Source organism: Janthinobacterium fluminis (genome assembly GCF_028595325.1).
GTDB lineage: Bacteria > Pseudomonadota > Gammaproteobacteria > Burkholderiales > Burkholderiaceae_D > Janthinobacterium > Janthinobacterium fluminis.
This window is the reverse complement of sequence record NZ_JAQQXR010000001.1, coordinates 1,084,527-1,109,279: the sequence shown is the minus strand read 5'-3', so window position 1 is coordinate 1,109,279 and position 24,753 is coordinate 1,084,527. Positions and strand designations below refer to the sequence as shown.

At 59.4% G+C, this 24,753-nt stretch carries 20 protein-coding genes and 2 pseudogenes; 8 read left to right on the top strand and 14 right to left on the bottom strand.

Going from position 1 to position 24,753, the window contains the following annotated elements:
• Nucleotides 1-9: 9 nt before the first annotated feature.
• Together arsC and arsH are read left to right on the top strand one after the other, a co-directional pair.
• A complete protein-coding gene (arsC, locus tag OIK44_RS04860; protein ID WP_273669573.1) occupies nucleotides 10-438 on the top strand; it encodes an arsenate reductase (glutaredoxin) in 429 nt (142 codons plus the stop codon).
• The gene (gene arsH / locus OIK44_RS04855) at nucleotides 431-1,147 is read left to right on the top strand and encodes an arsenical resistance protein ArsH (protein ID WP_273669572.1); all 717 of its coding nucleotides are present in this window, start codon (nucleotides 431-433) and stop codon (nucleotides 1,145-1,147) included. Before arsC ends, arsH begins: the two co-directional genes overlap by 8 nt.
• Nucleotides 1,148-1,666: 519 nt before the next feature.
• Here the strand turns inward: arsH and OIK44_RS04850 are convergent.
• From OIK44_RS04850 to OIK44_RS04810, 9 genes and pseudogenes are all read right to left on the bottom strand, one after another.
• Nucleotides 1,667-2,638, bottom strand: a complete 972-nt coding sequence (locus OIK44_RS04850; RefSeq protein ID WP_273669571.1) for an ExeA family protein — start codon at nucleotides 2,636-2,638, stop codon at nucleotides 1,667-1,669.
• The gene (locus tag OIK44_RS04845) at nucleotides 2,628-4,226 is read right to left on the bottom strand and encodes an IS481 family transposase (protein WP_273669790.1); all 1,599 of its coding nucleotides are present in this window, start codon (nucleotides 4,224-4,226) and stop codon (nucleotides 2,628-2,630) included. Before OIK44_RS04845 ends, OIK44_RS04850 begins: the two co-directional genes overlap by 11 nt.
• A 40-nt stretch (nucleotides 4,227-4,266) precedes the next feature.
• On the bottom strand, nucleotides 4,267-4,827 hold the full coding sequence (locus OIK44_RS04840) for a recombinase family protein (RefSeq protein WP_273669570.1): 561 nt from the start codon (nucleotides 4,825-4,827) through the stop codon (nucleotides 4,267-4,269).
• A gap of 213 nt (nucleotides 4,828-5,040) precedes the next feature.
• The gene (locus OIK44_RS04835; protein ID WP_273669569.1) at nucleotides 5,041-8,922 is read right to left on the bottom strand and encodes an amidohydrolase family protein; all 3,882 of its coding nucleotides are present in this window, start codon (nucleotides 8,920-8,922) and stop codon (nucleotides 5,041-5,043) included.
• 476 nt (nucleotides 8,923-9,398) lie between these two features.
• On the bottom strand, nucleotides 9,399-11,549 hold the full coding sequence (locus OIK44_RS04830; protein ID WP_273669568.1) for a sphingomyelin phosphodiesterase: 2,151 nt from the start codon (nucleotides 11,547-11,549) through the stop codon (nucleotides 9,399-9,401).
• A 97-nt stretch (nucleotides 11,550-11,646) separates the two neighbouring features.
• Entirely contained in the window at nucleotides 11,647-14,181 is a 2,535-nt protein-coding gene (locus tag OIK44_RS04825; RefSeq protein ID WP_273669567.1) for a hypothetical protein, read from the bottom strand.
• Between the two features lie 176 nt (nucleotides 14,182-14,357).
• Nucleotides 14,358-14,710 (bottom strand): annotated as a pseudogene (locus OIK44_RS04820) (IS66 family transposase).
• 224 nt (nucleotides 14,711-14,934) lie between these two features.
• Nucleotides 14,935-15,330: a VOC family protein gene (locus OIK44_RS04815; protein ID WP_273669566.1), complete on the bottom strand. Its 396-nt coding sequence runs from the start codon at nucleotides 15,328-15,330 to the stop codon at nucleotides 14,935-14,937.
• Nucleotides 15,331-15,339: 9 nt separating this feature from the next.
• Nucleotides 15,340-15,924 (bottom strand): hypothetical protein, encoded by a 585-nt coding sequence (locus OIK44_RS04810; RefSeq protein WP_273669565.1) that lies wholly within the window; start codon nucleotides 15,922-15,924, stop codon nucleotides 15,340-15,342.
• Nucleotides 15,925-15,945: 21 nt separating this feature from the next.
• Between OIK44_RS04810 and OIK44_RS04805 the strand changes: the two genes are divergently transcribed.
• Nucleotides 15,946-16,674, top strand: coding sequence for a TetR/AcrR family transcriptional regulator (locus OIK44_RS04805; protein ID WP_273669564.1), 729 nt, complete (start codon nucleotides 15,946-15,948; stop codon nucleotides 16,672-16,674).
• Nucleotides 16,675-17,020: 346 nt separating this feature from the next.
• A complete protein-coding gene (locus OIK44_RS04800) occupies nucleotides 17,021-17,428 on the top strand; it encodes a hypothetical protein (RefSeq protein WP_273669563.1) in 408 nt (135 codons plus the stop codon).
• A gap of 835 nt (nucleotides 17,429-18,263) precedes the next feature.
• Here OIK44_RS04800 and OIK44_RS25680 read toward each other — a convergent pair.
• Both OIK44_RS25680 and OIK44_RS04795 read right to left on the bottom strand, forming a co-directional pair.
• Nucleotides 18,264-18,629, bottom strand: a complete 366-nt coding sequence (locus tag OIK44_RS25680) for a GFA family protein (RefSeq protein ID WP_420213825.1) — start codon at nucleotides 18,627-18,629, stop codon at nucleotides 18,264-18,266.
• A 174-nt stretch (nucleotides 18,630-18,803) separates the two neighbouring features.
• Complete coding sequence (locus OIK44_RS04795; RefSeq protein WP_273669562.1) at nucleotides 18,804-19,091, bottom strand: DUF1330 domain-containing protein; 288 nt, start codon at nucleotides 19,089-19,091, stop codon at nucleotides 18,804-18,806.
• A 64-nt stretch (nucleotides 19,092-19,155) separates the two neighbouring features.
• Between OIK44_RS04795 and OIK44_RS04790 the strand changes: the two genes are divergently transcribed.
• The gene (locus OIK44_RS04790; RefSeq protein ID WP_273669561.1) at nucleotides 19,156-19,608 is read left to right on the top strand and encodes a MarR family winged helix-turn-helix transcriptional regulator; all 453 of its coding nucleotides are present in this window, start codon (nucleotides 19,156-19,158) and stop codon (nucleotides 19,606-19,608) included.
• On the opposite strand, the gene OIK44_RS04785 is transcribed toward OIK44_RS04790, so the two are convergent.
• A complete protein-coding gene (locus OIK44_RS04785) occupies nucleotides 19,603-20,667 on the bottom strand; it encodes a site-specific integrase (RefSeq protein ID WP_273669560.1) in 1,065 nt (354 codons plus the stop codon). The two genes, OIK44_RS04790 and OIK44_RS04785, sit on opposite strands and share 6 nt — an antisense overlap.
• Nucleotides 20,668-20,790: 123 nt before the next feature.
• Between OIK44_RS04785 and OIK44_RS04780 the strand changes: the two genes are divergently transcribed.
• Nucleotides 20,791-21,843: a DNA-binding protein gene (locus OIK44_RS04780; RefSeq protein ID WP_273669559.1), complete on the top strand. Its 1,053-nt coding sequence runs from the start codon at nucleotides 20,791-20,793 to the stop codon at nucleotides 21,841-21,843.
• On the opposite strand, the gene OIK44_RS04775 is transcribed toward OIK44_RS04780, so the two are convergent.
• Nucleotides 21,840-22,199 carry a recombinase family protein gene (locus OIK44_RS04775; RefSeq protein WP_273669558.1) on the bottom strand — a complete coding sequence of 120 codons (360 nt, stop codon included), beginning with the start codon at nucleotides 22,197-22,199 and terminating at the stop codon, nucleotides 21,840-21,842. The genes OIK44_RS04780 and OIK44_RS04775 overlap by 4 nt on opposite strands.
• A 36-nt stretch (nucleotides 22,200-22,235) precedes the next feature.
• Nucleotides 22,236-23,399 carry a serine hydrolase domain-containing protein gene (locus tag OIK44_RS04770; protein ID WP_273669557.1) on the bottom strand — a complete coding sequence of 388 codons (1,164 nt, stop codon included), beginning with the start codon at nucleotides 23,397-23,399 and terminating at the stop codon, nucleotides 22,236-22,238.
• Between the two features lie 159 nt (nucleotides 23,400-23,558).
• Between OIK44_RS04770 and OIK44_RS04765 the strand changes: the two genes are divergently transcribed.
• Complete coding sequence (locus OIK44_RS04765; protein WP_273669556.1) at nucleotides 23,559-23,927, top strand: DUF4158 domain-containing protein; 369 nt, start codon at nucleotides 23,559-23,561, stop codon at nucleotides 23,925-23,927.
• Nucleotides 23,876-24,684: pseudogene (locus OIK44_RS04760) on the top strand (Tn3 family transposase); the annotation flags it as partial. The gene OIK44_RS04765 and the pseudogene OIK44_RS04760, both read left to right, overlap by 52 nt.
• Between the last annotated feature and the right edge of the window lie 69 nt (nucleotides 24,685-24,753).

The window sequence follows — 24,753 nt, the reverse complement described above, 5'->3', positions numbered from 1 at the left end:
GAAGCAATCATGACTGTGACGATCTACCACAACCCCGACTGCGGCACGTCCCGCAACACGCTGGGCCTCATCCGCAATGCCGGCATCGAGCCGGTCATTATTGAATACCTGAAGCATCCGCCCGATGAGGCAACGCTGGTCGACCTGATTGCCAAGGCCGGCCTGACGATCCCTGCGGCGGTCCGCGAAAAAGGCAGCCCATATCGGGAACTGGGACTGGACTCGCCGTCCATCGGCAATCAGGAATTGCTCGAAGCGATGCTCGCCCACCCTATTTTAATCAACCGGCCTTTCGTGGTGACTCCGCTTGGCGTGCGGCTGTGCCGGCCATCGGAGCTGGTGCTCGACATTCTGCCCCAGCCGCAGCAAGCTGCGTTCACCAAGGAAGACGGCGAGCGCGTGATCGACGAACAAGGGCGGCGCATACAGCATGGATAAGATCGAGAACTTGCCCAACATCTCGCCGGCGCAGATGGACACGCCCTCGCTGGACAAGCTTGCCCAGGTGGGCGACATGAGCCACCGGCCGCGCATTCTGATGCTGTACGGATCGCTGCGCGAGCGATCTTTCAGCCGCTTCCTGACCTATGAAGCGGCGCGCATTCTGGAACACTTCGGCGCCGAGGTGAAAATCTACGACCCGATGGAGTTGCCGATGGCCGGCAGCGTGCCGGACGACCATCCCAAGGTCGCCGAATTGCGCGAGCTGTGCCTGTGGTCCGAGGGCCAGGTCTGGTGCAGCCCGGAGCGCCACGGCGCGATCACCGCCGTGATGAAAAACCAGATCGACTGGATACCGCTGGAGATGGGCGCGATTCGCCCAAGCCAGGGCCGCACGCTGGCCGTGATGCAGGTGTGCGGCGGCTCGCAATCCTTCAACGTGGTCAATACCTTGCGCCTGCTGGGCCGCTGGATGCGCATGCTCACCATTCCGAACCAGTCGTCCGTGCCGATGGCCTACAAGGAATTTGACGACGAGGGGCGCATGCGGCCTTCGGCTTATTACGATCGCGTGGTCGACGTGATGGAGGAATTATTCAAAATGACGCTGCTGCTGCGTGGCCGCACCGGCTATCTCACCGACCGCTACAGCGAGCGCAATCAGCGCGCGGTGAACGCGATCAACAAACAGATCGAGAAGATTTAGGCAGGGACTTGGAATCAGGGACGTTGGCGCAGACGAGGCCCAGTATTGCTTCGCATTATCGGCATCTATATGTTGATCGCGTCCGTACTCGGCTTGTGCGCATTTCCCAAGTCGCCGTTTTGGGGAATCCTGATTATTGCTCCGGTGTTGATTGCAGGCGGTTATGGCTATATAGCCTGATGGGCTTGATTAACTTAATTGTCCTTATTCCGCCCCCCTCCTCCCGCCATTGCAGTGACACGGGCGTGAGCGGCCCAGCCCCGGCAGCCCCGCGCTGCCGGCACCGTCAGTCGCAAACTGTGCAACGATGATTAGCGCTGATTCGCCCTGAATTCACTCTCGATACATGTAGCGGCTCGCGTTTCAAACCTACCGTGCTCGCATTCGACGCCAATTCCGGCTCGAATTAACTGCAAATGATAGTAGGCTCGTGCTCACGCTATCTGCAAATGAGCTTGCAATCGACGGCGCCGGCTCGCATTCCATGCCCACCGGCTCACGCTAACTGCGAATGACGGCTCATATCGGCAAGCCCGCCGCCAGCATGCGCTCACGTATCTCGGCAGTGCGCTTCGGTTCGAGCTGGTTGCTGAACATCGCGCGGATCTCAGCCGCTTTGGCGTCGAACTGTTCGGTCATGTCCTTGAGCCGGTAGCCGTGACGCGCCAGTGTTGGCTCCAGGTCGTCGAGTTGGCGCGACAGCACCGTCTCCACCAATTCCGCCGTGACCGGCTTCTCGCCCGTCTGGTAGCCCGCCTCGAGCGCCAGCGTCAGGTGCAGCTGGACCTGCAGCGGCGTGCGCAGCTTGGTGGCCAGCATGTCGATCGCCTCGGGCGTCAGGATATCCCCTGGCTCGGTCTTGTTGCCGGTGCTGACGCCGAGCAGCCAATGGATGTAGTCGCGCTGGCTGCCGGCGATGCCGTCCAGATTGAAGATATCGGTGCGGTAGCCGATTTCCTCCATCGTCGGCCGGCGCAGGTCGTTGCGCAGTTTGGGATGGCCGGCCAGGATCACCGACAGCCGGCCGCCGACGTCCTCCACGACTTCCATCAGGCGCTTGAGGCCGATGAGCGTGTGGCCGTTCAGGTCGTGCGCCTCGTCGATGAACAGCGCCACGGGGCGCTTGCCCTTTTTCACCAGTTCCTGCAGCTCGCGGTCGCGCCGCTCACCCTGCTTGGGGATTTGCACCTGCTTGTCCTGCGACAGGTCGTAGTAGAGCGCCGAAATCAAGGTGGCCAGCTTGATGCTGTGCTTCTCCACCGAAATCGACTTGGCGACGGACACGCGGTTTTCCTCTTTCAGGATTTGCTGCAGGCGGCGCAGCGTGACGGTCTTGCCGCTGCCCACTACGCCGCAGACGGCGATCAGGCGCCCCTGCATGACCGCGCCCTTGATGTCCTTGATGAGCTGCTGGTGGTGCTCGGTCTCGTAGTAGCCGGCCTGGCTGAGCGCTTGCGTGAGCCCGTAGTACTGCATAACCTCAACCCGCATGGTCCCCTCCTGATTGTTTGTTTCGGAAATAGTCCCGCACGCGCGCCAGCACGACGCTGCGGTTGAGCGTCTCGGCCAGCACCTGGTCGATGAAAGCGCGGTCCGCCGGCGCCAGCTTCGCCAGCGGCCGCGCCAGGTCGTCGGCGATGGCCAGCTTGGCGGCGATGGCGCCGGCGAAGTGGTATTCGTGCGCCGCAGCGTCGAACGGCTGGTGCGGCAGCGGCATGGCGGCGGCCGGCGGCGCAAGATGCACATCGCTTCCGGCCAAAGCGCTGATCGGCAGATCGAGCTGGTCGGCGAGCGCGCGGATGCGGTCGGCGCGCTCGTCCGCCTTGCCGCGCTTGAACGCGCGGTAGCGGTGCAGCGGGATCGGGCCGGACACCGGGCGGTAGGGCCCGAATTTCTCGGCGTCGAACTCGACGTACATTTCATCGTCGAACAAGCCCCACAGCAGGACGACGGTCTCGCCGGCCATGTCCGGCTCCACCTGGTAGGCGGTGCCGCCGATGGTGATGCGCGCGTCGACGCCGACCTTGCGGCGCTCCGGTTCGCGCGCGAAGCGGCAGAACTGCTCCCACGCGCACATGTCCCGCACGCCGTCGGCCGGCAAGTTGGCCAGCCAATCGTCCAGCCGGGAATGCTTCTCCGAACGATGCCCCTGGTCGTTGTAACGCAGCAGGTAGCGCATCAGCCATTCGTTGGCCTGGCGCTCCGTTTCCGGCTTGTGGAAGTGGTAAAGCGTTTCGTGAGCTTCCTTCACCGTCCTGAACGGGCGCTCGACCTTTCCCTTCGACCTGGCCGTCGTGCGCGTGCCGTCCTTGCCGGCCGGGATATGCGTGAGCCACGCGATATCGAGGGCCAGCATGACGTTCTGGAAAACCCTGCTCTTGGCCACCGGCCCATTGTCCAGATAGATCATCTTTGGCCGGCCCTGGAACGGAAACGCGGAATCGGCCTTGGCGGCCATGGCGTTGAACAGGAATCGCAGCGCGGACTCGGCGTCCTCGCCGTACACGCACTGGTACTCCTGGTAGCCAACGCCGCTGCGGTCGTCCACCACGCTGAACAGCATCAAGGTCGGCACGCCCTTCGAAGGATCGATCCAATCGGGTTTGTCGATGTGCTTGAGGTCGGACGGCGACATGTCGAATTGCCAGCAGTCGTTGCTGTGCTCTGCCTGGAAACGCACCGCCGGCGGTTCGCGCAACAAGTGGGGCTGGTCCAGTCGCAACAGGGAAAGGTGGCGATTGACGGTCGGGCGCCGCAGCAGGCCCTTGGGCGCCTTGACCAAGCCCTGCGCCGTTTCCACGCCGTAGTCCTCCATTAGCTCGATGGCCCGCCCCGTGGAAAGGTGGCGCCCAGCCTTGTTGGTGGTGCGCAGTTTCAGCGCCGCGATCAGCTCGCAATAGCGCTCCAGCTCCATCTGCGGCAACAGTCGTGGCTTGCCGTAGTCGGCGCGGTGCACAGCGTTCGGCTTCTGAACCGCTTGCAGCGCCCGATAGACGGTCGTCGCGGAGACGCCGTACAAGCCGGCGGCCGCAGCGATCTGGGCCGCCCGCTCCGGGCTCTTGGGCGGCAGGCGATCCAGCCGCTGCCGTAGTTACAGCAGCGAATCGACGGGAATCGCCTTACGCCGGCCGCTCATAGCGGGCCAGCGCGCGGTACACCGAGGCGCGGCCGACGCCGAGCCGCCGCGCGATCTCTGTCGCGCCCAGTTTCTCCTCGACGCTCAGGCGGTGAACTTCGGCAGAATTAACCGACGGCTTGCGCCCATGGTAGGCGCCGCGCGCCTTGGCTGCGGCGATGCCCTCGAGCTGGCGCTCGCGCCGGAGGTTGGTTTCGAATTCGGCGAACACGCCCAGCATGTCCAGGAATGCCTTGCCCGCCGCGCTGCGGGTGTCGATGGGTTGCTCGGTCGCCTTGATGGTGACGCCGCGCTCCTTCAGCGTGTGCACAATGTCTTGCAGATCCTTGATGCTGCGCGCGAGGCGATCAATCCTGGTCACGACCAGCGTATCGCCCCGCCGCAGGAAATCGAGCAGCGTCGCCAGTTCGGTTCGGCCGGCGCGGCTGGTGCCGCTCGCCGTCTCGGCCCGGACCACGTCGCAACCGGCGGCGCGCAGCGCCTGCTCCTGCAGGGCGAAATCCTGGTCGCTGCTGGAAACGCGGGCATATCCGTAGAGCGCCATGGGTCGGGGTCGTCTCGTTAGGTTTTAGACCTGTTGAAATTACCATGTCGAAAACGGAAAAACAACCCTAATGAGACGAAAAAATCGTCCCGCTCAACTGGCCCATTTGGGTGTACCTGTACGGTACAATCGTCTACAGGCAACGTTCGCTTTCGGCCAGAAGCGGACGTAACATCTCACCAACATTTGTTACAGCTATTTTTTAACAGCTCCTTAGGGATGTGCCGCGCCGATCTCGATTGCCTGCTGCCACGAGTTAAGAAAATCATCAGCACCGTGAAATAGTGGTTGGAGCTGCTCCCACTGAACGCCGACGTTGCGCATGTCCTGGAACATGTCCGGCACCAATCCCACGTGCTTCATCCCGTCTAGGTTGAAATCCCAGCCGTCGCGTTGCATCTGCCACCGCTTCATCGGAAACAATTGCGCGCCCGGCAGGTTTGCATCTTGGTCCTTCCAATTGCGCGGGTAGTCGGGCCCGTGATTGTTGTAGAAGACCATGTCGCGCAGCGGTGAGCCGTCCTTGTAGGATTGAAAGCGCGGCTTGCGATCCTCTCGGACGTCGTTATCATTTCGAGCGATGACGCGCTTCCAGCGCTTTGTGAGCCCGCCGTCGGGGTCGGTCCACTGCGAAGCGAACGGCGAGACGATCGGACTTCTGTTCGCATAGTCCGCATACCAGATGCCGCTGTGTTCGTGCTGTTGATGCTCGGCCATGATCTTCGGCCAATCGCGGGAGGTGGTGATCGGGTAATCGGGGGCATCTCGCAATGAAGTGCCGCGATCCCCTTTTCCGCACGCCGCGGCGCCGGGAATGCTGTTTCCGAAGCGAGGAAACATCGTGCTCGCGAAGCCATTGAAGTCGGTGGCGAAAGTCATGCCCCGACCCTCGGTCTCCTTGAGCAGGATCAAGTACTTCACCGCAAACGTCTTGGAAGATCCGTCGCAGTCATTCGCCACCTCATTCGGCAGCACGTTGCTCCGAACCGCAAGATCTGTCGCTCGCTGGGCACCGCAGAACTTCGGCCCGCCAACCGGAGAAAGACAGGCGTAGTTGCTCTCGCCATTCCACGCAGCACAATCGCTGTCCCGGCGGCAGAATTGGCCGGTGGTATTTGGCGGAATCATGGTCGGCCGCGGAAATACTCCAACAGTACCGCCATTCTTCGCGACGTGACGAATCTCCTTCGGTGTCCGCGTCGACTCGTTGTCGGACCCGAAACCCGCGACGAGATGAGCGAGCCCCGAGCCCTCCTTCTCTATTCCCCGGATCGTCGTGTGTACGCCCATCAATGGGTAATCGCCGCAGTGCTTATTGGTCGGGCATTGCTCGACGGAGAACCACCCGGACTCACCGGCATACGTATTCGTCAGCTGATAAACCTCATGGCGCATGTTCTGCGACATGTGATCAACATCGAGCAGCATGCCCTTCTTCATCAGCGCTCTGAGGAAGGCCACACCGTCCTCCCCGGAACCATCTTTGAACAGGCCTAGTCCGTTACGATGACCGCTTACCCCTATGTACTGCCCCTCCTCCAGCGCGCTGAAGGAAACGGCATGGTCAGGAAACACCGTGTTATGAAGATCACATCGTCCGATTGGGTAGATGAAGCTCGTGAAGTCATTCAAGACGCGAATCTTCAGGAACGTGTTTGGTCGGACGGCCTTGTCCGAAGTGAGCCAGCCGGACGAATCCCGCATGCCCCCCTTTGCGGCCGCGCCTTCGCCGATCCGATACGTCACCGGTAAGTCGTCGCCGATGTACTTGTCCGGTCCGGCGACCATCGGCTCGAGCGAGAACCAGCCGTTCGGATTCCACGCGGTCTTGCCGTCCGTGCCGATTTCCTTGAAAGGACTGACCTCGCCCAGCACCGATTTGACCAGGAGTCCTTCTACCCAGCGGTCCAAGGTGAATTGCAGCGCCGGTGACTCGAAGAACGACGGCTCGCCATCGATCGGCGTGCCGTTGAGGTAGCGATTCGCCGCGATGTACTTGTCGTCGAAGATCGCTGCCCCGCCAATCGGGTTGTTTACGGCGTGCACCGGACTCACCTTGCGGATCCCCATTGCCCACAGATCGTTGATCTGCTTTTGCATCGAGTCGCCGGGCGTGGCGGGTGAGCGCGGCCAAGGCAGGCCCTCTGGCCGCATGCGTCCGAGCTCGTCAACCTCCGTGCCCAATATCACGGCCATCTTGCCGCTCTTGATGATTGCGCGTGCCTCATCGGGCGTGTAAGCGAGAGTCGCGAAACTGGAAAGCGGGCCCATCACGATCCGTCGCGCGGCATCTGTCTGGTCCTTTAATGCCTGCCAGTCCGAGTAGTAGGGGCTGCCATCGGCGATATACTTCAACGCGCGGCTGTTGATGACATCCCAGACTGCAAGCCGCATACCACCTTCGTAAGCGCGCCGAATCATCAGGGCCTGGTATTGGTTGTGCAATTTGCTGACGCCCCAATGGCTGTGCCAATCCTCTTTATCGTTGTACCAGTCGAGCTCCGGAGTCGCGGATGAAGTTGGATCGGTCTCCGGCACCAAGCCTTTGGCGAAGAGGTCATCAACGGGACCCAGTGCCTGCCGCCACACGTCCGCAAACAAGCCGCCGAGTAGAACCGCACCACTCGAGTACTTCTCGGCACCGTGATAGGAAAGCCCGTAAGCAATCGGTTGCGTGGCGAGCAGTGTTGCCAGTGAGCCTTCGAGCGTCGATTGGCAGAGCACGGCTGCACCGAAGCCGAGCACGGGCGCAATGAACAGCGGCGCACAGGTCGCCGACGCTGCCGCAACGCTCACATATAGCGCGATGTCGCCAGCGAGATAGCACGCTCCAGCGACCGACGGATTCTCGATCTTCGAGCGGCCGCCTGGGCCCGGAATCTCCGGCAAGTTGCGGCTGCAGTTGTAGACCGCATCGAGGTCGTCGGTGACGTCACCCCAGAACACGTGTCCGCCAAAGGCCAGGTTGGCCATCGGGTGAGCGTGGATGTCCGTGTATCCCCACAACGGAGGCACGGATTTCCGGATGCCGATGGGGCTGCAGCCGTCTTCCGATGGACCCCAACCGCGATCGCATTGATTCTCGCTGTGTCTGAGCCATTCGGTCCCCGCAGGGACCTCGTCAGTGAATTTGAAATCGTCCGCGTTGATGTGTTCCGGCTTGTTGCGCTGGCAGTAGCCGTTGAGGTATTCGGCACAGTCCATGCGCGTGTCGTCAACGATGCGGATCCTGACTCCCTGGCCGATGTACGGCTTCAGGTCGAACGTGTACTCCTGCATCCAGTCCGATTCGTCGGTGTCCAGAGTCGTGACGCTACGCACGAGCGTCCAAGGATTCCCGGTCGGCGGCGGAAACTGTGGCGCCGCGGTGGGTGAAAAAATCGCCTGCGTGATCTTGCCCATCGTTCCCGCGAATGCGGGGTCGCCGTAGCTTCCCCAGAAGCTGATGCCGTAGTAGCCAGCAGGATTAGCCTGGAAGACCTGAACCTCAATACGCTGGGCTGCACTTCGTGTGCCACTCATTCGGAACGTGAGATATCGCGCCTTCAGTCGACACGCCGGCGAAGTGAGCGTGCCATATGCCTCTTCGCCCCACTCATCACCCGGATGCTGGCCCCAGGAGTAGCGGCGATACTTCGAGCTGATCCAGAAGCTGCCATGGTGATTCGGCGATTGGCTGAACAGCCAATAGTCGCCGCCGATGTTCGAACGAATCGAGACGTCCCAGCCGGGCGGGCGGATGTTGTCGATGGGTGCGGCGTGACCGTAGACAGGAGCAGGGACGAAATCCTGATCCGCATTTTGAATCCCGATGAAAGGCGATCCGGCTGGGCCCTCACCCTTCCAGTGGTCCAACGATGCTCTGCCATCCTCGAATCGCTCGAAGTCCCACCGAGACCCGGCCCAGCAATCGTCATCGGGCGTCAAAGGAACCGAACCCGGCGCACCGATTTCGAAAGGCCGTTCGATCGGATCATGCGGTGCCTTGGCTGGACCACGAATGAGTGTATGGGACGGTGGATCTGGCCTCTTCTCAGGTTTGATAGCCGCGGCGCGCTCGCCCGACAACACCTGACTGACATCGACAGCCTTCAAGCATGCGCTCGCCGGCATCACATAGCAGTTTTCACCATCTGCCGATTCACACGGTACTTGCGTGGCGTTCGACGGAATTCCTTGGTCGTGCGGGTAGCGCCAGACAACTTCAGGCTGTCCGTCCGGACAGTGGCGCGTTCCGGGCACTGGATTTGTCGCCTGAGCATCTGTGGTGTGCGACAGCGCGACTACAGCGCCGACGACCCATATCTGTGATCGAAGCCTATGTGTACACAACTCAATCAAATCAGCGAGCGAGACAGGAAAGCAGGTCCGTGGCACCGCGTTACATAACGGGACGGACTTCGTGTTGTGTTTGCGGGTCCTCCCAACGCAGCGGACGGCCATATTTACACCTCTCAATGTCGCTGGAACTGGTGAATGCCCCGAGGACTGCCCGAAATCCTCGATTCTTACTCTACCTTGCGCCCAAACGTAGGTACTTTCGTGCTGCTGCTCGGCACAGTTTACTAGATCTACTCGGGTTCGCGGGCAACCTTGACCTTCAGGCGGTATTCTCCCGTGCCGGGCTCGAGCATGATTTGGAAGGATGATGAGCCGACCGCATCCGGTAGGGGCGGGAAAAAGCTTGTCTCCATGTCGTCGTCAGCAAACTCGTCCTCCCGGATGGTGATCTCAAGTTGCGATACATAGCCGGTGTCTAAGCTTGCCCATTCATTGTGACCGGGGCCCGGGAGAGTGACTTCTTCACCGCGGTCGACATCTTCGCGAAGAGCCAGCAACACCACCTCGCCGCCGAAGGCGTCGGGTCGCATGCTAAGCTCAATCTCGTCGCCTCCGGCAATGTCGAGCCCGCTCTCATCGACGCAGACGAGCGTCGGCGGTTCGCCATAGTCATAGACGAGGAAATTGAGGGTGGTGAACCAGCGGGCCGAAAAGCCTTCCTGAGTGGGCTGGTTACGCGTGACCTGAATATAGGCAAATTGATCGCCCGGCTGATCCGCCCCGACCTCGAGGAGCACATCGCTGCCGGAGGTCCGGCCCCATTCCACTTCGCCAACCGCCGAACCCGGATCGGAGCGGTGGACGATCCGAAGCTTGAGGTCATGTTTGGCCGGATTGATCAGCTCGAAACGGGAATGGTGCGCCACACCGCTTGCTGCCGCACGAACGCGGGCGTTGAACCAGAATTCCATCGGCGGGTTGACGGAAATCGTCGCAAGAGCCACCCAGTCAAGACCGACGGCATCGGTCTGCGGATTAAGGCCGATCGAGTCATAGGGGCTCGTGCCTAGATGACGATAATAGCCGAAGCTCACCGGTCCCGGCCTGTCGTCGCGTCGGAAGGCACGGACGAAGAAACTGTCGACCGGCAGCACGAATGTGCTCGCGCGCGGGCTGAGTCTGGGCTCGTCGCCGTGCTTCCAGGCGCCAGCGGCGTGATCGATATTGCGCAAGTCCGTCATATATTGCGAGCCGAGGACCTGGCTCAGATTCTCGGGCAGGTACACCTCGAAGAATGTGGCGGCGTCCGACGTCAAGCTCCAACTGCCGCGGCCCGAAAGATGGAGCCATACCATCCCGCCATTGTCTAACGATTGGTTGAACTGGCCAATGCGATCCGTGATGTCGAGAGCGCCGGCGGGCGAACAATGTTCGTTGAAGAGGTTGATCTCCGCCGCCAGCCCGATGTGATCGCTCAGGCCAGGATTGACCAGGAACATGCGGTGCACGGCAAAGCGAGGTCGTTCGACAGGCTCCAGCATTGGGTCAGCCGGATCCTTGAGCAGCACATAGTCGAGCCGCGATGCTCGACCCTTCTGGATCTCCCGGTTGGTGATGCAGGGATCATTGAGCCCCCATTTGCCGGGCGCCATGAACAGCGGCCAGGCATCGCGGGTGGTCGTCGTGAAGAAGGGAACGCTCGATCCATTCGCGAAGACATCGTCCCATTCCTGCCGGCTCGGCAAGGCGCCCTGAATGTTGAGATCACCACAGACGATCGTCGCAGCCCGGGCATCGGTTACGAAATCCTTCGTCGCCTTGTCGTCGATGAGTTGCTTGATCTGGCGCAGCTGCACGCGGCGCACATCGGCATGGTCATCCATGTGCTCATAGGCGGCCTGCATATGGGTCGCGAGAATATTGTAGATGCACTTGTCGGCGCGGGCGATCTTGACGAGGGCAACGCCCTTGTCGGCCAGACGATCATCTTCAGCATAATCGGCATAGGACACGAAGATCGCATCCTTGATGGGATAGCGGCTGAGCACCATCAGGCCGGAATTGACGGGTAGTTCCAGTTTCGCCGCAATCTTGGTGACGGCGATGTCGAAGGGAAGTGCAAGCAGCGGATTGCCGGCCTTGAGACCCGCGATGATCGATCCGATCACTGTATATTTGTCGGTGAAGTCGAGCGATCTGGTCGGCCCGAACTTTTCATGGATATGCGGCCATATCGCGCTTAGCTTGTCCTTGATCCGGCCACGCGCCTCATCGTCGAACATCTCGTTGAGGCAGATTACGTCTGGCCAGGGACGATTGAGAAAGGCGTCGGCAATGATGTCGGCCCGCTTGTTCACGGCATCCTGATTGAAGATGGCATCCTGCGTCATCAGCTGGACGTTCATCGTCACGAGCCGAAGGCGGTGGTCGGTCTCGGCCATGTCTCACTCCCTTCCAATGTGCCACCGAGGCGGCGAACGACGATGCTTGCGACCGCAAGCCAGAACCGACTGGAGGGTGAACCGTTCGATCAGGCGATCAGCCTTGCAGTTCGTCCAGATTCACGCCGATGTCCTGCAGGTGCTGCGAGATATTTGTGACCTTCTGTCGGCTCAGCAGATCGCTCGGTGTGATCGTGCGGAAGGCAGGATCGGGAAAAGGCCCGATATCCTGCTCTTCGACAAGGCGCCGCTTGTAAAAGCGGGCAATGGCCTGTGCACCTTGCGCGACTGCTTCAGCTTCGCGTCGGAAAAAGTCTTCAGGAACATAGGTAAGGCTTCCGTTCACCGGAATGGGGATGGCCGTATGGAGCTTCTTTCCTGTGGATGGCAGCAATTCCTCAATCACCAGGAACAGCGTGAAATTGCGGTCCTCAGGCCGGGTTTCGATCTGAACATGCAGGGCATCGCCTTGCCATGTGAGCTCATATTTGATCTTCGCCGTGAGACGCTTGGGATCGCGCCTCTCCCCGTCCCAGGTCTTGTTCCCCGATTTCCATCCGACAAAGGCGAAGCTGCCGAAATTGAGACCCTGTTCGACGACAAGGCCGGTCATGTCCATCTGTGTTGCCGGGATTCCGGTCGGCGCACTTGTCCTGTCCCCGGAGCTTCCAGGCCCCGATGTGCCGCCGTTGGTCGAACCGGCACCGCCTCCTACCGTGGGGAACCAGTTCACTTCGCTGAGCGCGCCCGCCAGATTTGCTGGATGGTCGAGCAGACCAAGACGGGATGCCACTGGAATCCACCAGTCGAAACTATCCACCCTGAGCTCGATTTCCTGCCGGACATCATCATGATTGAAGGAGCTTGAGCCATGCGCGATCAGATGCTCGTCGAGCATGACGCCATCCACCGTCTGGATCTCCAGGACATTGTCGGTCCATTCGCCCCCGCTCCCGCTGGGCCGTTTCTCTGGCACATAATAAGGACGGCAATAGTCGGAATAACCCAGGTCGCTGGAGGTTTCCTCGCCGCCACCCTGATTCAGGGTTCGCAGATAGATCTCATATTGGACAGGGAATGGGCGTTTGAGCGGCTGCGTGGACACCTGCGCGCGCGCCGCGAACCTCTGGGGCTCGTGGCGTGCCGGACTCTTCGTCACCTGCACCCATCCCGAGCCCCCGCTACTGACCTCGATCTCTTCCGATGCTTGCGGATCGCGATAGGTGGAAAGCCTTCGCAAGCTGACGGTCTGACTCACCAGTGGCTCGGTCGCTTCGTTGCGCACTAGTGCCGCGATCCTGAGCAGTTGCAGATACCCGCTGGTGACGAGCAGGTCTGCATAGTCTTTCTCGGACTGGGCGTTGGCGGCTGCCGCACAATCAGCGGGATTGAGGATTGTGAAGGTGGATGGCGGAAGGCCGGGCTGCCCGTCAAATTCCTGGGCGGGCGCCAGCTGCGCGGGTGGTATCCAGCGGAATTCCACGCCGGCTTTCTTCGTTTCGTGCGGCCAGCCCCGAACCTCAGCCACGGAAAGTTCGCTCAGAAAGGCGTAGAAGAAGGCGTTGTCATGGTAGCGTAGGTCCAGGGCGCCGATCGGCCAAGCCGCGCAGCTGGGCTTGATGCCGAGCGGGATCCACTGGTCGAAGAGCTTGACGTAATTCACATCGCCCGCAGAGATCGTCTGGAAATCCTCGGGCCGATAGATGAGTCGGCCCAGGCCGAAATTTCGCATGGATTCGGCCAGTTCATCGATTTGGTCGGCAAGCGCGATTAACTTGGTCCGATAATTTCCGATCGTGCGAAATTCGGGATGTGTCCCGCGCAGGCAGGCCAGATAGGTGTTCGCCGCAAAGAGGACGATCGGCAACATCATGCGATGGTCGAAGGCGGGCGTCTCGTCCGGAGGAAAATAAGCTTGTACAAAGTCACTATGGTCAGAGCGCGGCATCGTCTTCATCTGGACTTGGTGATAGGCCCACAGGCCGTAGCTCTCCCGATCGAACATCGTCTTCCAGACATTCTGGCTGCACAGGAATTCGACGTCGCCGAGGATATTCAGGACGATATCCTTCATGTCCTGGAACATTTGCTGTGCCTGCTCGAGCGACAGGTTGCCATTCCGGAGCGGACCATAATAGCCGTCGACCGACGTCCAAGCAGAGTGAAGTCTGGATTTGGCTTTGGTGATATCTAGCTCGCTGACCTCACTGAAGATGAAGCGATTCCCAGATTTGAGGGTTGCGAGGCTTTGTTCCACTGAGGCCTCGAACGGCGATGGACCGGCCTTGAAGAAGCCCAACATCTTGAGAACGCTGGCCGCAAAGGCTAGCACGGACACCACCGGTGCAATAACGCTCGCAATGGCGGCGACGCCGCACAGAACGTCCAGTATCTTGTCGGCATATCCGAACCGCTCGAACTTCGCGCGGACGTCCGGATCGGTGGTGAAGCCCTTGAGTGCCTTCTCGATCGACGACACGGAGTCCTTGAGCTTGCCGGGATCGATCGGCAGCTCAAACGGAGGAGAGTAAACCGGCACGGTCGAGGGCGGCTGGGCACCGACCCTCAGATTGCCGGCACTGTCGATGTAAACCCCGCCACCAAGGTGAATCTCAAAATCAGGCAGAACCATGGCCCACACCCGTTCAAGGAAGGTTACTTTTGTTTACTACCCTAGGATTCAAAAAAATCGAGACGCGGCATCTGCTTCCGTCGCCACAGTTTAATCAAATTAATTAGAGAAATCTATCCGCGATAAGTTAAATCGCTCGACATCTGACAAATATCAAGACCCCAAAAGCTCGCATTTCACGCAAGCGTCGATCCGGTAACCTTCCAGGCCCAGCAAGCCGCTTCTAACACCTGGCCGCTTTCGTAGACAGCATTGAAGCCGGCATACGCATCGGCCTGCAGGATGCCGCTGAAGTTGGCCAGGTGAGCCTGTGGGTGTTCGTCCTTGCGATCGGGCGCGTAATCAAACACACGGCGAGAGGCGTGCTGTCGCCGCTGGCGCGATCGTCGCGCACGTAAGCCCAAAGACGCGCCGTGTGCCTCTCGCCGTTGCAGGGCAACAGCACCGGCAACGACGCGTCGTCAGCATGCAGTTTGGTGGCCGCAAACACGTGGTGACGCAGGGCATCGACCAGGGGGCACTGAGCCATTGCGATTGACCGCTTTGGGGCGAAGCAGCCGGTCAACGCGTGCGTTTCATTTGCAATTAGCGCGAGCATGCGGCCGTCGAATGCAAGCTGGTGTGGTCGATTGCAAGCACATTTGCAGATAGCGTGAGCACGGCCATACCGTCGTTTGCAGTTAATTCGAGCCGGAAAACCCGACGAATGCGAGCATGGCCGTTTTCGAACGCGAGCCGCTACAGATACACAACTCAAACCGAACAATTCAACATCCACTGCACGCCAAACTGGTCTGTCAACTTGCCATAATAGTCCCCCCAGGGCTGTATGCCGAGTGGCGTCGTGACGTTACCATTTTTTGCCAATCGCTCGAAAAGCTGCTCCGTGCGATGTCGGTCGTTCATCTGCAAAATGTGCGCGGAACCGCGCATTGGCTCCGCGTCATCGTTATCCGAGGCAAAGAACAAAATTCCCGGCCCCTCGAACTTGGCATGCATGATTCGGCCGCGCATGGCTTCGTTGCGGACCGGCATTCCGTTCATGCCGTATCGTAGGACTTCGGTCATTTGGCCGAGCCCGCACCAGGTGTAGAAATCCAGCGCTTGTTCGCATGTCGTCGTAAAGAAAAGATAGTTAGAGAGATGCATCGGCTTGTCCTAGTTCAGAGGATGCTCATGGGTAGATTGGAGCGACGAGCGCCTTGAATTGGCGCGGCTAACTTCCGACGGAAATCCATGCGCCTCGCGAACGCGCTCCTGCGCGGCCAGAAGCGGTTCGAAATACTCGGCCCGTTCGGGGTCACCGCCAGCGACTTGGTTGATGTCGCGGATTCCGATGGTTTGGCCGCTCGCGCCCCAGCTTCCATTCGGCACCTCATGCACGAATACCCAGTCACCGGCGCGATTTGGGAAACTGCCGTCCACGTCCAAGGTCTTCGCCACTATCCGGTTGATCGCGGCATGAAGCTCGGTCTTGTCGGCCTGCATGCTGGCACCCACAGGATAGACGATATCAAATAGGAAACGCCCTCCCTTGGGTGGACTCGTATCAGGTTTCCCACCGACGTACCACGAGTTTTTTGGATCCACCTCGTCGAACAGCACGTAAGCCAGTGCGCGACCGGCAGGCGTGTCCGCTCCAACCTCAGCTATCAGAATGGCAGAGGTCAATTCCTCGGCTAACTGCGCTTTCTGCGCGTCCGTCAGAGCTCCGCGCTGGTGTGTGACTCGTAGTAGTGGCATAGCAAATATCCTTAGAGTTTGTTGGACAGCACTTCGACATTACATTACGATGGTAATGCTGTCAATTATTATATTACGTTCGTCATATTAAGGAAATTCAAGATGGTGCGGTATACGCAAGGACACAAGGAAGAGACGCGGGCGCGGATCGTGGACGCCGCCGGGCGGGGCTTCAGAAAGCAAGGCTACGCGGGAATTGGGGTCGATGGTTTGGCGCGTGAAGCCGGCGTCACGCACGGGGGATTCTACGGACACTTCGGCTCCAAGGCAGAGGCGTTCGTGGCGGCGGTCGCGGCTGGATTGCAAGAGCTCCGGGCCGGGGTCGAGGCTGTGCGCGCGGAACATGGCGCGGGCTGGGTTGGCGCGTTCGCTGCTTTCTATATGGGACGCAAGCGAACATGCAACTTGGCCGATGCATGTACTTTGCCTAGCTTATCCGTCGAGATTGAGCGCTCAGATCCTGCCGCTCGTGCCGCCTATCAAACCGAACTGCTGCGCGTGATGGAAGCGGTAGCTGCAGGATTGCCGGGAGAAACAGACGCCGAGCGCACGGCCCGCGCGTGGGTCTTGCTATCCCTGCTGGCCGGAGGCGTCACGTTGGCCCGCGCAGTCCCGGATCAGGCGGTCGCCGAGCAGATTGCAGCGGCGATCCAAAAAGCCGCATCAGTATTCGCAGAAAGCGGTTCATTTGATGCGGCGGCGGCGAGCACCGAGGCTTTAGATCCCGGCCAGCCGATTTCAAAAGCCTAGCTGTAGCAACCTGCGTTTGAAAACGCGACGACCTGTATTCAGCGGCTTTTTTTGGCCGGGAATAACTGTATCTATCGCCCCCCCCCTCAAACCAGCATTAGTTGCAAATGAACCTTCTTTTGACTAGGCCAACCTGTGCGTGAACCGACAATACTTGCAACTGACCGTCAGTCGCCGTCTGGCTACTCGGCGCAGGCGCGGCCACGACTAGGCCCATCGAACGATAACGACGTGCAGGACTTCAGCCCAGGGTGGTAGGTGCCACACATAACTATCTAATGACACTTGACACTAGATTGCACTATACTGGATAATAGTTGCACCATAACCACCTCAAAGGTACAACATGCCGCAATTTAACGTCGATGAAGATCTGGCTGCTGTGGTCGAGCGCCTAGCCGAGCCCAAGCCATTCGAGCACCTCTCGTTCAACAACGCCCTGCGACGTGTTTTGACTAAGTTCGGTCAGGTTGCCGCCGAGAAGCCAAGTATCGATCTGGACGAGCTTTTGGCTGAGTCCATGGCCCTCATGAAGGCCCGAAAAGAACCCAAAAAACTGCCGTCACCCAGCGCCAAGGAATGGGCGGCCAGTGTCCCCGACTTGAAGAGCAAACCTGGCCTGAACAACTGGCAGGCAATCTGCGATCTATTGAAGATAGAGACGGGCGGCGACTCTGCCAGGAGGCGATTGCGGAATTGGGTCAAAGAGAGCCGCCCAAGCTGGCCACCTGTTCCGGAAATCAAGGGGGATTGAGACATTGCCCTAATAGCCATTAGCGCCCGATTTTCCCCGTTTTCCCTGGTGACCCGAGAACCCATCGGGCGCTGCCATTTCTGGAACAAATTTGGTGGACTGCGTTTGTGGACTTCGAGGACTGGGCACTCGGCCAGCGTAGGCCGCCACCAGCACCTTTTCTGAAAACGGAGGTTTGTTGCACTGCCTGGCCGCGCCAGCTTTATTTGCAGTTATCACCGGTTTTGACTCCTGTCAGTTGCAGTTAATTCTGGCCGAGAATGGCGCCCAATGCAGGTCGGGTCAGTTTGAAATACAGGTCGCTACACTTAGCGTACTTTAATTTTCCTATCGTCAAACATCTTCAACACTGCGCGCGCCGATGGCTTTGAGGTGCGGGATGAGAACGTGGCCGGACTGTCGCCGCTGTACGGTGCCGTCGTGGCACCAGCCACCCTAGCGTTTGATATTGCGGAAACTGGGCCGGCGCGGTGCGCGCTGGCGGTCATACCGCAGCGCAAGCTGGAGCTGGACAGTTGCGGCACATAGTTGAGCCGAGCCAGCGTGGCGCGACTGGCCAAAATGGTATTAATGCTGCCCCTCCCAGCGTGCCAGCACCCAGCTTGAGAAGCGGGGCGGCCGGATTACGGTTTTTTTTGCAAAAACATAGATAAATTCATGATTTAAATGAGAAAAAAGCTATCAAAGACTTTGCCCTATGCTCCAACGCCTCTATCCGAATCAGCCGAGCCGGCAATTCCTTGATAGGACCTCGCCAAGGTGCAAAGTCGAGAGATCGGCGCCCATCTCTGCCGGGATACGGAGTGATGTCCAGCAACACCAAGCCGGTGCCGACCTAAAGCAGCACCTTGCCGTCAAATGAAATCGTTTCTAATGCAAACGCATCGACGCCTTCTATGCAGCCGAGGTTTACGATATGGCACCCCGGCCGTCTCGTCGTTTCGCCAAACCTGTGAACGCCACAGTTCCGGCAAAAATAATGCTTGGCTTTTTTTGGGGGGGGGGGGGGGGCGAATTGGTACAAGCCGAGCGCACCTTCCTCTGCCGCCCACTGAAATTGCGAGCCCGGCGACGCGACATGGAGCAGCGTTCCCCTTTTGGAGCAAAACGAACAGTTGCACCGGACTCCTTTCGTAACAGGCTCGCTTACAAACGAAAAGTGTATTGCCCCGCAATGGCAACTGCCTTTACTTAGCTGCATGGTCATTTTCTTGATCTCCCTATTTACGACGGACCATCCGCTAGCCCACCACCATCTGAAGCACCCCACTCATAAGGTGGATGCCGACGAAATTGGCCAAAACTGGCCTTTTAACCTCTCTTGGAGAGGGCATGTGATGATGCGTGTCAGGATGTGCGTTTCACACGATTTCGACTATGTCTCGACTATGAACATCCGCGCTTGCTGGGCTTCCCGACGTTCGGCCTTGATCGGTGCATAGTTCTCGGAATTGTAGAACGCTAGCGCTTGGGCGAGAGTTGGAAACTCGAACACGCCGGCCATCGGCAGCGGCACCTCATCCCCCTCCAGAACCTGTGCAACAGGGCCGAAATGTAGAATCTGCCCGCCCGCCTCTTTTAGCGCCGCCTGAAAACGTGGAGCGAGCGCGGCCTGCTTGGCGGAGTCGATGACGCGTAGATTGACGTGTACATATGCTGGCATTGTGCCTCCCATTAATAATGCATATACAGTATTATGCGAGGATGGGGTTGTCAAGGGGGTAAATGTGAACGGTTTTGATCCAGAATCTTTGAAGGGCGTCGCGGCGGAGTGTCCGGGCTACCAGGCTCGTGCAACGGCGCGTGCACTCACGCGATATTACAATGCCTGCTTCAAGCCACTCGGGCTGACGGCCGAGCAATTCAGCCTCCTGGTTGGGATCGGTGCGGCCGAGGGAGCGACGCTCGTCGAGCTTGCGGATAGGGCCGGGGTCGATCCGACCACCCTCAGCCGAAATGTTCAGAATCTGGAGAGCCGCGATTTGGTCTGCGCTAAAGGCGGACGTGGCCGCGCTGGAAAGCGGCTAGCCCTGACGACATCTGGACGCCAACTCGTAGTCGATGCATTCCCGGTGTGGAATTGGGCCAAGACGGAACTCGCCCGTCGCATGGGCGATGAAAAGCTTAGTTCGGTAAGACAGGCAATGGCCGAGTTGGCCAAGGCCGTAGAATCCTCATGAACTTTTTATCTTCTCTCGAAGCAAGCTGCCAGCGGCGTTTTCCTCAAAACGGCTCGCCTCCTCGATGTAGCCTTGGACGGTGCCGTCGTGGCGCCAGCCGCCTTGCCGCTTGATGTCGCGGAAGTCTGCGCCTGCCCGGTACGCGCTGGTGGCCATGCCGCGCCGCAGGCTGTGGCTTGACAACTGGGGCACGTAGCCCAGCCCGGCATCTTTCGCGCGACCTTCCAGGATCGCGTTGACGCTGGCCGGGTTGAGTGCATGGGCGCCGACCTTATCCCAGCGCGTCACCGAGCGGAACAGCGGCCCCGTAGTGATATTCGCCGCATTTAACCACGCACGCAACGCCGTGGCGGGACAGCAAATGCCATCGCCAAAGGGGATCGCCTTGACGATGCCTTGGCCATTCTGATCGGTCTTTGAGCGCGCCAGCGTCACCACCACACCCTCCGGCTCCCAAGCCAGATCGCCTACCTTCAGGCCGGCAAGTTCGCTGCGCCGGAAACCGCCGAAGTAGCCGATTTGGAGCAGCGCGTTGTCACGCTTGGCGGCGAGCGCGTCCAGGCCGGCCAGATGCGCGACGATCAATGTCAGGTCCTCCACCGGCAGCGCCTTGGCCTTCCTTTTCGGCGTGCCGTGCGTGCGCTCGATACCCGCCAGCGTCTTGCGCACGTTGGGCGTCGACGTCGGATCGCTAAAACCCTGGTGCAGATGCCACTGCGACAAGGCGGTCAGGCGCAGCGCCAGCGTGCGCGGATTGAGCGTCGGTGCGTAGATCAGCAGGTAGCGGACGATGACGTCCTGGTCGCAGGGTAGCAAACCGCCCCACGCCAGAAAATGCCGGATGGCTGAGCGATAGGTGCGGCGTGTGTTGTCGGAGGTGGCGGCCGCCAGGAAGGCGCGGTGCCGGGCCGACAGTTCCATATCGGTCACGGGGGCGATGGCGGCGCCTTCGACTGAGGCGATGGCCTGTACCGGGAGTGTAATTGGAAATTCGCTTGGATCGGGCATGGCGCTGTCGTTCAATTCAAGGTTTGTACCGCTGATATCGCAGAATACCATGGCGGCCCGCCGCATCACATGCGATAAGCAACTTTATCGAAGTTAATAGCAAATAAGAAAAACTTAATTTCACATCGTACTATTATGTATAATTACGTATCACGTAATACGTTATCTTATTTCATGGAGGCCCTGATGGCCCGAACCGGCATTCTGTATTCCCATGTTGTCCATGCCGCCGCCAAGGTGGTCGCGGATGGAAAAAATCCCACCGTCGACAGCGTCCGCGAGGCTTTGGGCGGCACCGGCAGCAAGAGCACTATCGCCCCGTTGCTCAAGCGCTGGAAGGCGGAGCATCAGGAAACGGTGATCGAGGCGGAAACGGGCGTCCCGGCGCCGCTGCTGCTGGCGGTGAAGGCCGTGTACGAGCAATTACAGGAAGACGCCGGCCGGCAAGTGACGCAGGCCCGCGAGGCTCAGCGCATCGCCTTACAGGCCGCCGCCGAGCGCCTTGAGCAAAGCGAGACGGACAACCGCAACCTGTCGCAAACGAAACTGGCGCTGGCTGCCGATCTGGCCCAGACCAAGGATGAGCTGGCGCAGTTGCGCGCCAAGCACCATGCCCAGGCGCTGGCACTGGCCACGCTTGAGAGCGACAACGGCGGCCTGCGCGAACGTCTGGCCGACCGGGCCGCCGAGGTCGCCGCGCTGAATCAGCAGTTGACGCAGACCCGGCAGCAGTTCGAGCACTATCAGGAGGCGGCCGCCGAGCAGCGCACCCGGGACAGGCAGGCCGCCGACCAGCGCGCGGCCCGCCTGGAGCAGGACATGGCGGGCGCCCGCCAACACTTGCAACGCCAGCAAACGGACCTCGCCCGCCAGGAAGCGCAGATCGCGCAGTTGGCCGGCGAGCAGCAGCAATGGCAGGCCGCGGCCGAGGCCGCCCGGACGCAGTTGGCCGGCCTGCAAGCCGAGCGGGATCAGCAGTCCTATCAATTCCAGCAAGCGTCATTGGACAACGCCGCCCTCGCCGATACGCTCGACGCGTCGCAGGCGGCGCTCGACGATGTGCGCATCGCTCTGGCTGTCCAGCAAAAACAGGCCGATTTTTTCAAGGAACAGCTCAGCTACGCCGAAGAGCGGGAAGCGGCGCGGCAAAGCGCCCTGCTTGCCCTGATCGGCGAGAAAGCCACCTTGCAGGCGCAATTGGGGGGCGTCTCAGAGAACGGAATTTAAAGTACGTTAAGCGTGTGCCGTTGCTGGCGGACGGACACGCCGAGGTTCTTGGCCACGTCCTTGGGCGGCACACCGCTGGCCAGCAGCTTCTTGGCCGATTCGATCTTGCTCTCGGTCATCTTGGGCTTGCGACCGCTTTTGCGACCAAGCTGTCGGGCGACATCCAACCCGGCGCGGGTACGCTCGACGATTAGCTCACGCTCCATTTCGGCGAGGCTGGCCATGACGTGGAAGAAGAACCGGCCAGAGGGCGTGCCGGTGTCGATGGCGTCAATCAGGCTCTTGAACTGGACGCCCTGCTTGTGCAGCTTGCCGACCAGCTCGTCAAGCACAGCCTTGGCGCGAAACAGGGCCATGCTGCGACGGGCACATGATCGCACGAAACTAAACAATTAAAGACACAAACTCAATGTGTTGCAGAGCATATTGATGATGTCGCCTCCCAGCATAGGAAGCTGGAATAGCTTGTGTTCGCCCGGCAAGATTGTTTTTGTGATTGGTTCTGCCAATTTCAGTCCATTTTCGCTATTTGTCAGCATCACAAAGCCGCCTCCTGTGCGGACAGACGCTATGACGAAGGCGCGATAGCCAGGGTTATTGCCCCAATGCCAAATATAAAGATCGTCTTGTGTGCGCTCAAGTCCCCAGCCCAAGCCCCAACTAGCACTCAGGCTTAAATCAACCGTTACGGGCGATGTAGTTATCTGTTCGAGTACCTGTGCATCGTTAAGCACTGCGACGAGAAACTTCCCATAGTCTGATGCGGTGGTGGTAAGAGTAAAAGCCGCGATAGGATTTGGGAAATACATTTCCGCTCTTGGTGCTCCATTCGCTTTATTCCCAGGCAACAGGTTTTGTGCGGTTCGTTCGTTTCGTACAAAATTACTGTTTTCCATGGCAAGTGGCTTGAAGACCTGTGAGGCCATGAATCTATCCAGCGGCTCACCAGTAACGGCCTCCACAGCCCGCTGCAGCAGCACGTAGCCTTCCCCTGAATAACTCCATTTTGTTCCGGGGGCCGAATCAAAACTTAATGGCCCTGACGCCCAATTTGGCAATCCAGATGTGTGGTTCAGAGCCATCCGGACGGTAACTGCCTGGATTCGAGGGTCAGTCACCAAATCGGAAGGCTCAACCTTCAAAGGATTGAATTGGTGTCGATAGCCTTGCGGCAAATATTTCACTATCGGCGCGTCTAGCTCCAATTTTCCTTGTGCAACCAACTTCAGCACAGCATAGGCAAAGACAGGTTTGCTAAGAGAAGCTGCCTGATAAATGCTGTCTGATTTCAGATTTAAGGTTAGCTGGCAGCCACTGGCGGAATCCATCGAATCGAGCTTTCGGTTCTTGATGACAGCAATCGCCACAGCGCAAACATGGTGCTTTGACGCAAGAACCTTCAATTTTTCGTTTAAGGTCATGGATGTCAGATCAATCTGACTGGAAGAGGCGCAGCCGGACAAGAATACTGATACGACCGGCATCAGCAGCATGAATCTGAATTGCCGAGCAAAAACGGAAAATCGCTTGAGCTCAAGTACCAGTGAAGATTGCATGTGTAAATTTTCTTTATTGAAACTCATTAAAATGGTAAGGGATCGAGAATAGTATTTCAAGAACTATTTCAAGAATCGCAACCCCTTGATTTCGCGTGCCGCGCCAGGTGGCTGGGCAGGCTTGTCGCAAACCTACGTTTTCAAGAGGAAGGAGACTGCATGCCCAGCCGTTCGATCCTGTCCGCCACTGAGCGCGAAAGCCTGCTGGCACTGCCCGACGCCAACGACGAGTTGATCCGGCTCTGCACCTTCAACGACGCCGACCTGTCCCGCATTCGGCAGCATCGGGGCGCGGCAAATCGGCTGGGCTTTGCAGTGCAACTTTACTACATGCGCTATCCAGGCATCGTGTTCGCTGCTGACGCAGAGCCGGACGCACCTCTGTTGCGTATGGTCGCAGACCAACTCAAGCTACCGGGCGATATCTGGAACGACTACGGCCAACGCGCCGAAACGCGGCGCGAACATCTGTTGGAGCATGGCACGTCCGCGACGAAACCTACTCGACGGCGCTGGCCGAGCTGGTGAATGCTCAGTTTCGGCAACCCTTTGCCGGAAACTGGGGCGACGGCACCACGTCATCGTCGGACGGTCAGAACTTCAGAGCCGGCAGCAAGGCAGAGAGCACAGGGCATATCAACCCGAAGTATGGAAGTAGCCCTAGGCGGACGTTCTATACCCATATCTCCGACCAATACGCGCCCTTCAGCACCAAGGTGGTCAACGTCGGCGTGCGCGACTCGACCTGCTGTACCACGAGTCGGATTTGCGCATTGAGGAACACTACACCGGCACGGCGGGCTTCACCGATCATGTCTTCGCCTTGATACACATGCTAGGCTTCCGCTTCGCACCGCGCATCCGCGACCTGGACGACACCAAGCTGTTCATCCCCAAGGGCGATACTGCCTACGATGCACTCAAGCCGATGATTAGCAGCGACAGGTTGAACATCAATGCTATTCGCGCCCATTGGGATGAAATCCTACGGCTGGCCACTTCGATCAAGCAGGGCACGGTGACGGCCTCGCTGATGCTGCGCAAGCTCGGCAGCTATCCGCGCCAAAACGACTTGGCCATCGCCCTGCGCGAGCTGGGGCGCATCGAATGCACTCTGTTCATCCTGGACTGGCTGCAAAGTGTGGAGCTGCGCCGCCGTGTACAGGCTGGACTCAACAAGGGAGAGGCACGCAACGCGCTGGCCAGGGCGGTGTTCTTCAATCGACTGGGCGAAATACGCGACCGCAGCTTTGAACAGCAACGCTACCGGGCCAGCGGCCTCAGCCCATAGGCTCAAGTTGCCCACGATTTTTTGCCGGCAGATCGAGTGCGGCGGCCGCCAGGAATCATTTCT